The following is a 13684-nucleotide window of genomic DNA, read 5'->3' on the forward strand; positions in this document are numbered from 1 at the left end:
CTTATATATACTAATTATGGCAGCGAGTTTGTCTAATTGAATTCAGGACGGAGTATATTCAATCACGAGCTTTTTGAGCATCGCCTTGGAGGCGATCTCATCACCGGTAGTGAAAGAATGTTCCATGCTTTCGAGTTCTTTCATCAATTCGTCATAAGGAATGCTATGTTCCTTCGACTGCATGATGCGAGGGTGTTGCGTAGGCGAGACATCTCCACCGATTAGGAGTTCTTCGTAGAGTTTCTCTCCGGGGCGTAGGCCCGTGATCCGGATTTCGATGTCGCCGTCGGGGAATTCCGGCGTACGGACGGTCAGGCCATGCAGTTGAATCATGCGTTTGGCCAGGTCGTATATCCGGACCGGTTCCCCCATGTCCAGGACGAAGACCGAGCCCGAGGCGCCCATGGCTCCTGCTTGGAGCACCAATTGTGCTGCTTCCGGGATGGTCATGAAGTAGCGGGTAATGTCCGAATGTGTCAATGTCACCGGTCCGCCGTTCTGGATCTGCCGATTGAACAGAGGGACGACACTGCCCGAGCTGCCCAGCACATTGCCGAACCGTACCATCGAGAAGCGGGTGCCGGTCTGGATGTCCGCCAGCGCCTGCAGCACCAATTCGGCCAGGCGCTTGGTTGCCCCCATGACATTGGTGGGCCGAACGGCCTTATCGGTGGAAATCAGCACGAAATCCTTGACGCCGGATTCGATGGCGGCACGGGCGAAGGACAGCGTTCCGAAGGCATTGGTGCGTATGCCCTCGCGGATATTGTGCTCGACCAGGGGAACATGCTTATAGGCAGCTGCGTGATAGATGGTCTCGACACCATACTTGCGCATGTGTTCTGCGCAATTCCGCTGATCACCCGCAGAACCCAGCAGCAACACGATTTCCACATTCTGCGCGTTGATCCCGGCGAGGTCCTGGCCGATGGAGTACAGAGCGGGTTCAGAGATTTCCAGCAAGACCAGGCGGCGGGGCTGCAGCGCCAGGATTTGGCGGCACAATTCGGAGCCGATGGAACCGCCTGCGCCGGACACCATGACCACATGCCCAGTTACATATCGGCCCAGCAGTGCGGGCAGCGGCGCCACGGCATCGCGGCCCAGCAGGTCTTCGATCTGAAGGTCGCGAGCTTTCAGCCCGCCGGCCTGATCGACCATTTCGTGCAGATTTGGCACAATCCGGACCCGGATACTGTGCTGCGAACCGATCTCCACCATGTTATTGATTTGTTCGCGCGAAGCCGTGGGCTTGGCAATCAAGATCTGACCGATATTGTGGCTTTCCACGAGTTCGCCTACGTCGCTCGTCGGGTAGGTGCGGAGGCCAGCGGCCATCAGACCGGTCTTATCGCGGTCGTCGTCGACCAGCGCGATCGGGCGGTAGTGCGAACTGTTGCGCAATGCTAGCGCCAATTGGCTGCCAGCCGGGCCTGCGCCATAGATAAGCACGCGCACGACGCTGTCCCGCGGGACATCACCAAGTCGGTGGCGCGGAAACAAGATCTTGATGGCCGCCAACCGTACGCCCAGCAGCAGCACCAGGGACACGACGCCGTAAATGGTCAACACGCCGCGCGAAAGCCCGGAGGACATCTGCAGAAAGAGGCTGCAGGCGGTGACCGTCATGATTGAAACCAGAACGCCACCTACAATGACAAGGGCTACGCGGTCTGTCATGTACCGCAGCACATATTGATACGTGCCGAATACGACGAGCGCGAAGATGCCGCTGGCGCACGCGGCAAATGACAGCAAAAGATAGTCTGGTGTCGTAAAAAATAGCTCGAAACGAAGCCATAATGCCAACTGGAATGCGCCAAACAGAATCAGCGCGTCCAGCGAAATGGCAAGGGCTCTTTTGGCCGATCTCGGAAGGTCAACGAGGGCTTGCCGAACTGCACCGATTGATGTACGCAAAGTCACACCGACTGATAGAGAGAGTTGGGGGTGCATGATTGTATCAACACGCCGTCGGGGTAGAGTAACCGCGCCCGCGCCCCAAGGCGGGCGTGGGCGCCGGCAACGGCTTGCACGACGTGGGCATCCGAGGTGCTGCAATATGCGGCGCTCGAGGGGATTAGGATGCGGAAACTAAATGGGGGCGCATCACTCGCTCCTGGACTTGCTGCCTGGCGGAGATCCGGCGACACGGTCCTGAAAGTTCGAATGTCTTGTTGGCAATGCGCGAGGCGTGCCTTTTTTGAACAACAACTTACGAAAATATGATGAGCAAAATATTAGTCACGGGCGGCACGGGATTTGTCGGGCAACGGGTGGTGCGGGATCTGTTGGCGCAAGGCCACTCGTTGCGGCTGTTGACACGCCGGCCTCTGAACGATGAGCGGGTCGAAGTGCGCAATATTCCGGATATGGAGGATGAGGCGGCGCTGCTGGAGGCCATGTCGGGGATGGAGGCTGTCTGCCATCTTGCGGGGCGAGCCCACGTGCTGGGCGCTCCGCCTGCCGACCACGAGCTTCTGTTTGAGCAGGTGAACGTGGAATGGACTTGCAGACTGGCCGACACCGCTTTTCGTTCCGGAGTGAAGCGCTTCGTGTTCGTCAGTTCTATTGGCGCGGTGGGAACGTCCAGCGAGGCGGGGGCTCCGTTGACCGAGCAGACGGAATGCCGCCCGACTACGCCTTACGGCAAGTCCAAATTGAAGGCGGAGCGGAAGCTGGCCGAGCTGGCGCAGCGCTACGGCGCCGAACTGGTGATCGTCCGGCCTCCGTTGGTTTACGGCAAGGGCGCGCCGGGCAATATGGCGCGGATGGCCCGTTGGGTTCGGGCCGGCGTGCCGCTGCCATTGCGTAACGTGCACAACCAACGCAGCTTGGTGCATGTGGATAACCTGTCGGCCGCGCTATTGGCTTGCTTGCAGCATGCTGATGCGCCTGGTCATGTATTTCATGTACGGGACCTGCAGGACTATTCGACGCCGGATATCTTGCGTGGCGTGGCCAAGGACGTCGGTCGGCCAGTGCGTTTGATTCCTTTCCCGTCTTTCATGTTGCGTATGTTGGCGCAGGCTGCCGGCCAACGTGGCGCCTATGAGCAGCTCACGGGGACCTTGCAGGTCGACGACGCTGCCATCCGCAAAACGCTGCAATTCATGCCTAGATCCTTGCCGTTCGAAGTTGTCTGAGCCGGCACGGAAATAGATATTCGGCATTTTTTCCAGGCGTTCCTACCTGGAGGGCGGCTCTTGGCCTGATGAAACGCGGCCGCATGACTGGTGCAGTTTGTTGTAAATTGCCGAAATTCTTCGCTGCGGATGCCGCCCTGCATCGGCGGATGATTTCGACTCCGCGTCATGCGGTCTTTTGTGCTTTTGTCAATGCCAACACGCATCCTCATTGTTCGCACTTCTTCACTAGGCGATCTGGTGCACATGCTGCCCGCCATATCCGACATCGCCCGGCATGTGCCGGACGCGGAGATCGACTGGATTGCAGAAGAAGCTTTTGCGGACATCCCGGCATGGCATCCAGCAGTCAATGAAGTCATCAAGGTGGCCCATAGGCGCTGGCGCAAGGCCTGGTGGTCTACGCAGGTCCGGGCCGAGCGCCGGGCGCTGAAGGAACGCCTGCGGTCCAAACAGTACGACATCGTCCTGGACATGCAGGCGCTCCTGAAATCCGCCTGGCTGGTGCGCCAGACCCGTGGCGTACGGCACGGGCTGGACTGGCGCTCTGCGCGCGAGCCGCTGGCGTCGCTGTTCTACAACGTGCGGCACAGGGTGGAATTCTGGCAGCCGGCGGTGATCCGCCAGCGCAAGCTGGCTGCCCTGACGTTCGGCTACCAATACGCCGGTGCGCCCGATTTCGGTCTGCAGGCTTTTGCGCGGCAGGCGACGCAGCCTGCGGCGGACCCGGTGCTGGAAGTCGGCAGCGAGGGTATGAACGTCGCCGAACTGCCGCGCTTGCACCATCTGGATACGGACCGCGGCTACGCCGTGATCATGCCGTCGGCCAGCCGCGACGACAAACTCTGGCCGGAAGAAGACTGGCGCGTCGTGTTCCGCCGCCTGCGCGAGGCCGGCTGCACCCTGAAATTGCTGGCGGGGAACGAGCAGGAAGCCGAGCGCGCCCGGTTGCTGATTGCCGGCATGGACGGCGCCGAGGTGATGCCCCGCATGGACCTGAGCGCGGTGGCGGGCCTGCTGGCCGCGTCCCGCCTGATGGTGGGGCTCGATAGCGGCCTGACCCATCTATCGGCCGCCCTGGGCCGGCCCACCATCGGCATATACCGTGCCTCCACGCCGGTGCGCACCCCGCTGGTCGGTTCCAGCTACACCGCCAGCCTGGGCGACCGCGGGGCTTCGCCGTCGCGCGAGGCCGTGATGGCGGCGGTGGAGCAGGCCTTGGCCGCCCAGTGACATGAATCGCGGCGTTTACTCGCTGGCGCTCAGGGCTCTATCACCGCTGGTCTGGCTCTGGATGGGCCACCGCGCCCGGCGCGCGGGCGGACAATGGGAAATCTTCTCTTCTGAACGCTTCGGCCACGCCGCGCCTGCCACGGCTACGGCCGCTGCCGCGTCCTGGACCGCACCGGTCTGGGTGCATGCCGTCAGCCTGGGCGAGACGCGCGCCGCACAGCCTCTGCTGCAAGCCTTGCTGGACCGCGGCCTGCCGGTGTTGCTGACGCACATGACAGCCACCGGCCGGGCCGAGGGCGCACGCCAGTACGCGGATGCGATCGCCCGCGGCCAGTTGCGCCAGGCATGGCTGCCTTATGACTTTCCCGGCGCAACCCGCCGTTTCATGGTGGCGTATCGGCCGCGTTGCGGCCTGCTCATCGAACGCGAGATCTGGCCGAACCTGCTGGCGGCCGCGCGCGGCGCTGGCGTGCCCATGGCGTTGGTGAGCGCCCGGTTTTCGGTGTCGTCGCTGCGCCAGGCGGGCAGGATGGGCGGCGTGATGCGTGAAGCGCTGGGCGGGCTTGACTCGGTGCTGGCGCAGACCGCGGAGGACGCGGACCGGCTGGTGCAGGCTGGGGCGCCGCAGCCCGTCGTGACGGGCAATCTGAAATTCGATCTGGTCTTGCCGGCGCCGCAGGTTGCCGCGGGGCAAGCCTGGCGCGAACAGCTGGGCCGGCGTGTGGTGGCGGTGGCCAGTACGCGGGAGGGCGAGGATAGCGGTTTCATCGAGGCCATCAAGCGTCACGCCGCGATGCCGGGCGCGCCCTTGTTCCTGTTGATTCCGCGTCATCCGCAGCGCTTTGATGAGGCTGCGCGTCTGTTGTCGGAGGCCGGGCTGCCGTATGTCCGGCGTTCCGAAGGCGTAGCGCCGGGGCCGGGTACGGCGGTGCTGCTGGGCGACACGCTGGGCGAGATGGCGTTCCACTATGCCGCTTCGGATGTGGCGATCGTGGCGGGCAGTTTTGCGCCGCTGGGCGGGCAGAATCTGATTGAGGCTTGTGCGGCGGGCGTACCGGTCATCGTCGGCCCGCACACCTTCAATTTCAAGCAGGCGGCGGAAGACGCCATCGCGGCGGGCGCGGTGCTGCGCGCGGCCGACGCCGGCCAGGCGGTGGAAGCGGCCATGGCATTGCTGACGGACGAACCGCGCCGCCAGCGCACGGCTGAGGCGGCGCTGGCATGGTTTCGCATGCATTCGGGAGCCACGGGGCGCACGCTGGACGCGCTGGCGCCTTGGTTGGAGGCAGGAAAGGGGGGCTAGCGCCCGGGTTCACCGGCGTATGCGCCGGACGGGGCTTCAGGGGGCGGCAGGCGGGATCTTGGGAACCAGGGTCACCGCGCCCGGATTGAGTTCCTGATTGAAGCGGCGCGGGTCGCGGCCTTCGTCCTCGGGACGCACGCCCAGCCAGCCCTGGCCCAGCGCATAAACCCCCAGATTCGCCAGCAGGATGAGGATGAAAAGCACGCGCATGGCCGGGGTCTCCCGTTCAGACTTGGTCGTCCAGGGTGGCGCGGGCGACCGCGGCCAGGCCGTCCAGGACGGGGTGATCCAGATAGATGGGCACGGGGGCCGCACCTTCGGTGCCGCCCGCGTCCGCCAGCAGGCGTTCGATTTCCTGATGCACTTCAGGCCAACCGCCGCCCGCCGCGTAGATCTGCGGCGTCTGGCCGTAGCGCTGGCGTCCCGCCAGCCATTGGCGCACGACGGCGCCGGCCTGCGCGGCGGCGATGCCGGAGGCGATGGCTTCGTGCGTGTCCGTGGGATAGGCCACGACCTGGCCGTTGGCGATGGGCAGGTTGGCGGTGCCGTGGGCCAGCGCGCTGCGCATCATGGCCGGGCCTGGCAGGATCAGGCCGCCGGCAAAGACGTTGTCGGGGCCGACGGTGTCGATGGTGGTGGCGGTGCCGAAGCTGGCCAGCACGAAGGGCGGGTGCGCGCCAGGCAGGCGCGACAGCACGCCCAGCAGTGAGGCCCAGCGGTCGGCGCCCAGCTGCGTGGGCGTCTTGTAGCTGTTGACCAACCCCAGCGTGGTTGCTTGCGACGGCGACCAGGTCACCGTGCAGCCATGTTTTTGCAGGATGGCGGCGATGGCCGCGCCGCGGGCCTCGCCGGCGACGTTCACGCCCAGCGCGCGCAAGGGGCGGCGCGGCAAGGCGGACAGCCAGCGGTCCAGGGCGTCCAGGTCCAGCCCGTCGAAGGCGACCGCCGCGGGTTCGCGCGGCGTGTCGGGGTTGCTGGCGTCCAGCCAACCCACCTTGAGACGGCTGTTGCCGGAGTCGATGAGAATAATCATGCTTGGCGTCGAATCGAGATTTCACCGACCAGGATCGGTTGGGTGCCCTCGGGGGTTTGCACCAGCAGGCGGCCTTGTTCGTCCACGCCGCAGGCGGTACCGCCTAGAAGAATAGCGCCCTTGTCCAGCACGTTGACCTTGCGGCCGGCCAAAGCGTCCACCTGGTCGAAACGCGGCCTGAAGGCGCCAAAGCCTTCGCGCTCCAGGGCCTGGACCGCTTCCAGCCAGGCCATGGCGCTGGCGCAGACCAGGTCGGCGGCGGAGGCCTGGCGGGCGGCTGCTGCCTGCACCTGGCTCCAGTCGGCGACTTCGCGTTCCAGCGCGAGCGACAGCCGGGCGGCGTCGGTCAGGTTCACGCCCATGCCGATGACGACCGTATGGCCGGCCTCGCTGCCGCCGGGGTTGCGGGCGGTCTCGACCAGTACGCCTGCCAGCTTGGCGTCGTGCCACTGCACGTCGTTGGGCCACTTCATGCACAGCCCGGTGGCTTGCGGGCCAGCGACGGTGCGCAGAGCCTCGCAGGCGGCGATGCCGGCCAGCGGTGACAGCGCGGGCAGTTGCGCGGGCGGAAGGTGCACGTCGAACGCACAGGAGAACATCAGCGTGGAGCCCGTGCGGTTCTGCCAGGGACGGCCGGCGCGGCCGCGGCCGGTTTCCTGCAGGTGCGTGCCCAGCAGCCAGGGCTTGCCGCCGCTGTCGGCGCGAGCGCGGGCCAGGAGATCGGCATTGGTCGATCCAGTGCTGCCGATCCAGGAGATGTCCTGGAAGGCGGGCAGGCGCGTGCTGAGCGTGCGGGCCAGGGTTTCCGGCGCGGGCAGGTCGATGGGGCTGGCTTGAGCGGACATGGCGGCGATTGTAGGGCACGCGGCCCGCGCTCGCGGTCTGCCGGCGCCAGCGTTTATGATTGGCGATACATTTTGCATCGGTATTCTGTCTTCATGCCGCATTCCGCCTCGTCCGCACCTGCCGCCGCCGCGCCCTTCCGTTTCGAAGGAGGCGTGTGCCATGTGGCCGGCGACTGGAGCGTGCTGGCGCTGGCCGAGCCTGGCGAGGTCCAGCGCCGCCGCGAGGCGCTGGCCTGCGCCACCGATGGCGGCGCGCGCTGGGACCTGCACGGCATCGGCCGGCTGGACACGATAGGCGCGCTGCTCATCTGGGAAGCCTGGGGCAATAAGCTGCCCGAGCGCGTGCGCTGGTCCGCCGGCCAGCAGGATGTCTTCAACGCGCTGGCCCTGAACAAGGGCGAGACCCCGGCCGCCGCGCCCAAGCGCGACCCATTGAGCTGGCTGCGTGCGATGGGCGAGGCGATCTTCCTGGCTATCGACAACGGCCGTGCCTTGCTCATCATGCTGGGGCAGCTGGTCCTGGACCTGGGCGGCATGCTGTTGCGCCCGCGGCTGGGGCCGTGGCGCGAGATTTCGGCGCAGGTGTACCGCACCGGCGCTCAGGCGCTGGGCATCACGGCGCTGGTCGGCTTCCTGATCGGCGTGGTGCTGTCCTACCTGTCGGCGCAGCAGTTGCAGATGTTCGGCGCCGACCGTTTCATCGTGCGCCTGCTGGGCGTATCCATCGTGCGCGAACTGGGGCCGGTACTGGCCGCCATCCTGGTGGCGGGCCGCTCGGGTTCCGCGATCACGGCGCAGATCGGCGTGATGCGGGTGACGCAGGAACTCGATGCGATGCTGGTCATGGGCATTTCGCATGGGCAACGCCTGATCCTGCCGCGAGTGGTGGCGCTGGCTGTGACCATGCCGTTATTGGTGCTGTGGACGGACGCCATGGCGCTGTTGGGCGGCATGCTCGCCGCGCAGATGCAGCTGGGCGTGTCGGCGCAATGGTTCCTGCAGTCGCTGCCGGACGCGATTTCGCTGACCAACTACTGGATCGGCATCCTCAAGGGCGTGACCTTCGGCATGCTGATCGCGCTGATCGCCTGCCATTTCGGGCTGCGCATCCAGCCCAACACGGAAAGCCTGGGTCGCGGCACCACCACATCGGTGGTCACCTCGATTACCGGCGTGATCCTGCTGGACGCGCTGTATGCCGTGATTTTCAGCTCGGTGGGCATCTGATGAACAGCGCCGCCCAGCACAAGCTTTTCACCGAGGATGGCGTTACGGTAGAACCCGTCATCACCGTGCGCGGGCTGCGCACGGCGTTTGGCGACCACGTGGTGCACGACAATCTGGACCTGACCGTCTTCCCCGGCGAGATCCTGGTGCTGGTGGGCGGCTCGGGCACGGGCAAGACGGTGCTGCTGCGGCAGATCATCGGGTTGGACCGGCCGGCCGCGGGCACGGTGCGGGTGCTTGGTCATTCGCTGTTCGAACTGACGGCGGCTGAACGCCGGCGGTTGTCCTATCGCTGGGGCATGCTGTTCCAGGCGGGGGCGTTGTTCTCCGCGCTGTCGGTGTTCGACAATGTGGCCTTGCCGCTGCGCGAACTGCGCACCGTGCCGGAAGACCTGGTGCGCGATGTCGTCATGTGCCGGCTGGCGATGGTGGGCCTGTCGGCGCGCGATGCCGACAAGCGGCCGTCGGACCTGTCTGGCGGCATGGTCAAGCGCGTGGCGCTGGCGCGTGCGCTGTCGCTGGATCCGGAGCTGCTGTTCCTGGACGAACCCACGGCTGGCCTGGACCCGCTGCGCTCCGACGAGTTCGTGGATCTGGTGCGCAGCCTGCACCGGCAATTGGGATTCACCGTCGTCATGGTGACGCACGACCTGGACACGCTGCTGGCGCTGGCCACGCGCGTCGCCGTGCTGGCGGACAAACGGGTGATCGTGTGCGACACGGTGCCGGAAGTATTGAAGGTCGATCACCCGTTCATTCACACGTTCTTCCTGGGCGAGCGCGGTCTGCGCGCGCTGGGGGATCTGGCGCCGAAGGGATTGCATCATGGAAAACCGTAGTCATGCGCTCATGGCCGGCATCTTCACGCTGGCCTTGCTGGCCGCAGCCGCCTTGGTGGCCATCTGGATCGGACGCGACCGGACTCAGCTGCAGCCATACGAAATCATCTCCGCGACCGCCGTCAGCGGCCTGAACCCGCAGTCCACGGTGCGCTATCAGGGCGTGCCAGTGGGCAAGGTGCAGTCCCTGGCCCTGAACCCGGACAAGCCCGGGCAGGTGCGCATCCGCATCGGCGTGGCGCCCAACACGCCGATCACCGAGTCCACCTGGGCCGAACTGGGCGTGCAGGGCGTGACCGGCATTTCCAACGTGGAGCTGCGCGATGACGGCACCTCGATGAAGCGGCTGGCGTCGTCGGCCGCGCATCCGGCAGCCATTCCGCTGCGCCCCGGTTTTCTCGACCGCATCGAGCAGCGCGGCGGCAAGCTGATCTCCAACGTCGAGGAGGTCACCGAGCAGCTGCGGCGCGTGCTCAGCGAGCAGAACGTGCAGGCGCTCACCGCCAGCCTGCAGAACGCCAACGACATCACCCAGTCGCTCAGGGGGGCCAGCCAGGATCTGGCGCCTACGCTGGCCAAGCTCGGTCCCCTGATCGATTCGCTGGACAAGACCTCGCGCCAGGCCGACCGCGCCGCGCGGGAAGTCGGCGACCTGGCGGCGCAGGCCCGCCAGTCGCTGGCCCGCCTGAACGCGCCAGATGGTCCCCTGTCCGCCGCCACCAGCAGCCTCAACGACATCGCCCTGGCCGCCGCGCGGCTGGATGGCGAGACCCTGCCCGCCATCACCAGCATGGCCACCAACGTCAGCGCGGCCGCGCGCGGCGCCACCGTTACTCTGCGCCGTGTGGACAACACGCCGCAATCGTTCCTGTTCGGCCCGGCGCCCCGCGAGCCCGGGCCCGGCGAGGCCGGTTTTGCAGGCTTCGGGAGATCGCCCAAATGATGAAGATGCGTAGCGCCGTTCTAATCCTGACGCTGGCCCTGGCCGGTTGCGGCATCGGCCGCGTGGCAGCCCCGCCTTCGGTATTCGACCTGGGCCTGGACTCCCGGCCCACGCCGGCCTTGCCCGCGCGCGCGCCGCTTGCGCTGGTCTTCCAGGCCGTGCCCAGCCTGTCCGACACGGGGGTGATCTGGCGCGTGGGAGACAGCGCCGCGCCCAAGGCCTATGCCAGTTACCGCTGGGCCTCGCCGCCGGCGGACCTGGTGCGTCAGCGTCTCACGGAGCGCCTGTCGCGCCAGGGGCCGGTGCTGGACGAGCGCGTCACCCTGCAGACGCCGCAATTGCAGGTGTCGTTGTCCCAGTTCGAACAGGTATTCGCGGCCGACGGCCAGTCCAGCGAAGGCCGCGTGCTGCTGCAGGCGGTCTTGCTCAGCGGCCGCAGCGTGGTGGGCCAGACGCGCATCGAGGCCCGCGCGCCCGCGCCCACGCAGGACGCGCAGGGCGGAGTCGCGGCATTGCGTCAAGCGACGGACGATGCCGCGGACCAATTGGCGCAGTGGCTTGCCACGACGCCCAAGCCCGCCGCCAGGCCGGGCGGTTAAGATCGCTGTTTTTCCCGCATCCTGAGTCACGCCATGTCCGCACGCACTGAAACCCACGCCTTCAACGGAGCCGCCGGCCGCATCGATTGCGCCGTGGACTGGCCCGCGGGTACGCCGCGAGGCTGGGCGCTGGTTCTGCATCCGCACCCGCTGCAGGGCGGCGCGCGCGAGAACAAGGTGGTCACGACCCTGTCGCGCGCCTGCGTGCAGCATGGCCTGGTGGCGGTGCGGCCCAATTTCCGCGGCGTCGGGCAGTCCGAGGGCGTCTTCGACAAATCCGTGGGCGAAACCCAGGACATGCTGGCGGTCGTGGCGCAGATGCGCGAGCTGCACCCGGAACTGGCCCAGGCGCCGTGGGTGCTGGCCGGCTTTTCGTTTGGCACTGCCGTCGCCGCGCAGACCTATGCCGCCCTCGCCGAGCAGGGCGACACGGTACTGCCCTCCGCCCTGATGCTGATGGGCCCCGCCGTGAACCGCTTCCAGTCGCACGAAGTGCAGGTGCCGGACGATACGCTGATGGTGCACGGCGAGGAAGACGAAGTCGTGCCGCTGTCCGAAGCCATGGACTGGGCGCGCCCGCGTTCCATCCCCGTGGTGGTGGTGCCGGGCGCATCGCACTTCTTCCACGGCAAGCTCCTGGTGCTGCGCCAGTTGGTGCAGGCGCGGCTGAAGGTTGCGCTGGACTAAAACCGGGGGCGCCGCTTGCGCGGCGCAGCAGGTTCAGCCCGGCCAGCGCGAGCCGCGGATCACGCTGCAAAAATTGCCGGGCCTGAAGGCCGGTTCCTTGTCGGCGATGACATCGGCCTTGACGTTGCCGAAGGTGGTCTGCGGCTTGTGTTTGATGCCGTCGTAGAACGCCTGGATGATTTCTTCCTTGAAGCCTGGCCCGCGTGGATGCGCAGCGACCACGGCTTCGCGCTGGGTGTCGCTGTAGTCGCCGTAGGTCAGGCCCAGCACGTCCATTTCCACGCCCGCCGTCACCAGCGCGACCACCGGATGCATGAATTCGGGAATGCCGGGCGTCGTGTGCAGCGCAATGGCGGTCCACACCAGATCGATGTCTTGTTGGGCGATGCCGCGGCTGCCAAGGAAATCGCGCGCCGCGTTGGCGCCGTCTACTTCGAAGCGGCAGCAGTCGCTGCTGTGCTGATGCGTCAGGCCCATGTCGTGGAACATGCAGCCGCAATAGAGCAATTCCGGGTCGAACTTCAGTCCGCGCCGCTTGCCGGCAAGCGCGCCGAAGTAGTAGACCCGGCTGGAGTGGTGGAACAGCAGCGGCGTGGCGGTGTCGCGCACCAATTCCGTGATTTCGCGGGCGAGCTTGCTGTCGGGAATCTGAATGCCGTCGATGACAGGGTTCATGGCGGGAGTCCTTGCGTGGGGTGGGGGTTCGATAAATTCTCCCGCCGTACTAGAATGGCTTCAATTGTCGTAATACGCCAGATTCCGCCAAAACATGCGATTTCCCGACGCCTGCCGTCCAGGCGCGATGCCATGACCAAGACCATAGCCATTCTTGCGCTGCCCGGCGTCCAGATGCTGGATGTCTCCGGCCCCCTGGACGTATTCGCCCAGGCCAATGCCGAACTTGGACGCGAGCTATATGCGCTGCGCGTGGTGGGCTATGAGGCCGGGCCCATCCGCTGTTCGTCGGGCGCGCGCCTGCTGCCCGACCTGGCGGTGGGCGATCCGATCGCGCGTCTCGATACCCTGTTGGTCGCCGGCACGCCGCAGGCCGCCAGCGCAATGCTCAGCAGTTCCGCCTTGCGCTGGCTGCGCGTGACGGCCCGGGGCGCCCGGCGCTATGGCTCCGTCTGCACTGGCGCGTTCATGCTGGCCGCAGCCGGCCTGCTGGATGGCCGGCGCGTGACGACCCATTGGAATGCGGCTGCGCAATTGCGCCTGGCCTATCCCAAGGTGACCGTCGAGGAAGACGCCCTGCATGTGCGCGACGGCAAGGTGCGCACCTCCGCTGGCGTCACGGCCGGACTGGATCTGGCGCTGTCGCTGGTGGAGGAGGATCTGGGCCGGGAGGTGGCCGCCAACGTGGCTGCCCAGCTGGTGATGTTCTTCAAGCGGCCCGGCGGCCAACTGCAGTTCAGCCGCAGGGGGCAGGCCGGTCCGGTCGGGCGCTCGGCCCTGCAAGAAGTCCAGCGCTGGGTCGCCGGCAATCCCGGGCTGCCGTTGTCGGTGGACGCGCTGGCCGAGCACGCCGGCCTGAGTCCCCGGCATTTTGCGCGGCTGTTCCATGCCGAGGTCGGCGTCACGCCGGCCGCGTGGGTGGAGATGACGCGCATCGCTGCGGCCCGCGCGCTGCTGGAGGCGGGCGCCGCCACGCCCAAGCAGGCGGCCGCGCAATGCGGCTTTGCCAACGTCGACACCTTGCGTCGCGCCTTCGTCAAGCACGTGGGGGTTTCTCCGGCCGTGTACCGCCGGCATCACGGTGGCGGTACGGATTGATCCGTTGCCACATCCCGAGGCCGGCAGGTTGCATCAAGTTGCATGTTTTAAATGCG

General features: G+C 66.4%; 14 protein-coding genes. 9 read left to right on the forward strand and 5 right to left on the reverse strand.

Going from position 1 to position 13684, the window contains the following annotated elements:
• Positions 1 to 42: 42 nt before the first annotated feature.
• Entirely contained in the window at positions 43 to 1956 is a 1914-nt protein-coding gene (locus tag IB257_RS19960) for a nucleoside-diphosphate sugar epimerase/dehydratase (protein ID WP_125471179.1), read from the reverse strand.
• A 272-nt stretch (positions 1957 to 2228) separates the two neighbouring features.
• Between IB257_RS19960 and IB257_RS19965 the strand changes: the two genes are divergently transcribed.
• From IB257_RS19965 to IB257_RS19975, 3 genes are all read left to right on the forward strand, one after another.
• Positions 2229 to 3146, forward strand: a complete 918-nt coding sequence (locus tag IB257_RS19965) for an NAD-dependent epimerase/dehydratase family protein (protein ID WP_175212985.1) — start codon at positions 2229 to 2231, stop codon at positions 3144 to 3146.
• Positions 3147 to 3338: 192 nt separating this feature from the next.
• Complete coding sequence (gene waaC, locus IB257_RS19970; RefSeq protein ID WP_192492706.1) at positions 3339 to 4379, forward strand: lipopolysaccharide heptosyltransferase I; 1041 nt, start codon at positions 3339 to 3341, stop codon at positions 4377 to 4379.
• Position 4380: 1 nt separating this feature from the next.
• Positions 4381 to 5682 carry a 3-deoxy-D-manno-octulosonic acid transferase gene (locus IB257_RS19975; RefSeq protein ID WP_192492707.1) on the forward strand — a complete coding sequence of 434 codons (1302 nt, stop codon included), beginning with the start codon at positions 4381 to 4383 and terminating at the stop codon, positions 5680 to 5682.
• A gap of 36 nt (positions 5683 to 5718) precedes the next feature.
• On the opposite strand, the gene IB257_RS19980 is transcribed toward IB257_RS19975, so the two are convergent.
• The 3 genes from IB257_RS19980 to IB257_RS19990 are packed head-to-tail and all read right to left on the reverse strand — an operon-like array spanning position 5719 to position 7560.
• On the reverse strand, positions 5719 to 5892 hold the full coding sequence (locus tag IB257_RS19980) for a hypothetical protein (protein WP_175159970.1): 174 nt from the start codon (positions 5890 to 5892) through the stop codon (positions 5719 to 5721).
• Positions 5893 to 5908: 16 nt separating this feature from the next.
• Positions 5909 to 6715, reverse strand: coding sequence for a type III pantothenate kinase (locus IB257_RS19985; protein WP_192492708.1), 807 nt, complete (start codon positions 6713 to 6715; stop codon positions 5909 to 5911).
• Positions 6712 to 7560, reverse strand: coding sequence for a biotin--[acetyl-CoA-carboxylase] ligase (locus IB257_RS19990; protein ID WP_192492709.1), 849 nt, complete (start codon positions 7558 to 7560; stop codon positions 6712 to 6714). The genes IB257_RS19985 and IB257_RS19990 overlap by 4 nt, the downstream gene beginning before the upstream one ends.
• Before the next feature lie 93 nt (positions 7561 to 7653).
• Here IB257_RS19990 and IB257_RS19995 point away from each other — a divergent pair, with 93 nt between their 5' ends.
• From IB257_RS19995 to IB257_RS20015, 5 genes are read left to right on the forward strand one after another with little or no spacing between them, the layout of a single operon-like run.
• Positions 7654 to 8787: an ABC transporter permease gene (locus IB257_RS19995; RefSeq protein WP_192492710.1), complete on the forward strand. Its 1134-nt coding sequence runs from the start codon at positions 7654 to 7656 to the stop codon at positions 8785 to 8787.
• Positions 8787 to 9626 (forward strand): ABC transporter ATP-binding protein, encoded by an 840-nt coding sequence (locus IB257_RS20000; RefSeq protein WP_054457079.1) that lies wholly within the window; start codon positions 8787 to 8789, stop codon positions 9624 to 9626. The genes IB257_RS19995 and IB257_RS20000 overlap by 1 nt, the downstream gene beginning before the upstream one ends.
• Entirely contained in the window at positions 9613 to 10569 is a 957-nt protein-coding gene (locus IB257_RS20005; protein ID WP_175159965.1) for an MlaD family protein, read from the forward strand. Before IB257_RS20000 ends, IB257_RS20005 begins: the two co-directional genes overlap by 14 nt.
• Positions 10569 to 11168, forward strand: coding sequence for an ABC-type transport auxiliary lipoprotein family protein (locus IB257_RS20010; RefSeq protein WP_054457293.1), 600 nt, complete (start codon positions 10569 to 10571; stop codon positions 11166 to 11168). The genes IB257_RS20005 and IB257_RS20010 overlap by 1 nt, the downstream gene beginning before the upstream one ends.
• Before the next feature lie 33 nt (positions 11169 to 11201).
• A complete protein-coding gene (locus tag IB257_RS20015; protein ID WP_054457076.1) occupies positions 11202 to 11855 on the forward strand; it encodes an alpha/beta hydrolase in 654 nt (217 codons plus the stop codon).
• 33 nt (positions 11856 to 11888) lie between these two features.
• Here IB257_RS20015 and IB257_RS20020 read toward each other — a convergent pair whose 3' ends face one another.
• Entirely contained in the window at positions 11889 to 12530 is a 642-nt protein-coding gene (locus IB257_RS20020) for an HD domain-containing protein (RefSeq protein WP_125471172.1), read from the reverse strand.
• A 132-nt stretch (positions 12531 to 12662) separates the two neighbouring features.
• Between IB257_RS20020 and IB257_RS20025 the strand changes: the two genes are divergently transcribed.
• The gene (locus tag IB257_RS20025) at positions 12663 to 13628 is read left to right on the forward strand and encodes a GlxA family transcriptional regulator (RefSeq protein WP_054457072.1); all 966 of its coding nucleotides are present in this window, start codon (positions 12663 to 12665) and stop codon (positions 13626 to 13628) included.
• The last annotated feature ends 56 nt before the right edge of the window (positions 13629 to 13684 follow it).

The organism is Achromobacter sp. ACM03, from assembly GCF_014851665.1.
Lineage (GTDB): Bacteria > Pseudomonadota > Gammaproteobacteria > Burkholderiales > Burkholderiaceae_B > Achromobacter > Achromobacter aegrifaciens.